Source organism: Allobacillus salarius (assembly GCF_007559425.1).
GTDB classification, from domain to species: Bacteria; Bacillota; Bacilli; order Bacillales; family Alkalibacillaceae; genus Allobacillus; species Allobacillus salarius.
Genome location: NZ_VMHE01000100.1, coordinates 249 through 517 on the forward strand (window position 1 = coordinate 249; position 269 = coordinate 517).

The window sequence follows — 269 nt, forward strand, 5'->3', positions numbered from 1 at the left end:
GAATAAGTAGTTTTGGTAAGTTTAGCACGATTTAGTATTTACTTAGAATAAAAATTTTGCTACATTAATTATAGGGAATCTTACAGTTATTAAATAACTATTTGGATGGATGTTAATATTCCTATACACTTTTTAACATTTCTCTCAAGATTTAAATGTAGATAACAGGCAGGTACTTCGGTACTTGCCTATTTTTTTATGTTATAGCTAGCCTTCGGGCTAGTTTTTTGTTATGATGTGTTACACATGCATCAACTATTTACATCTAT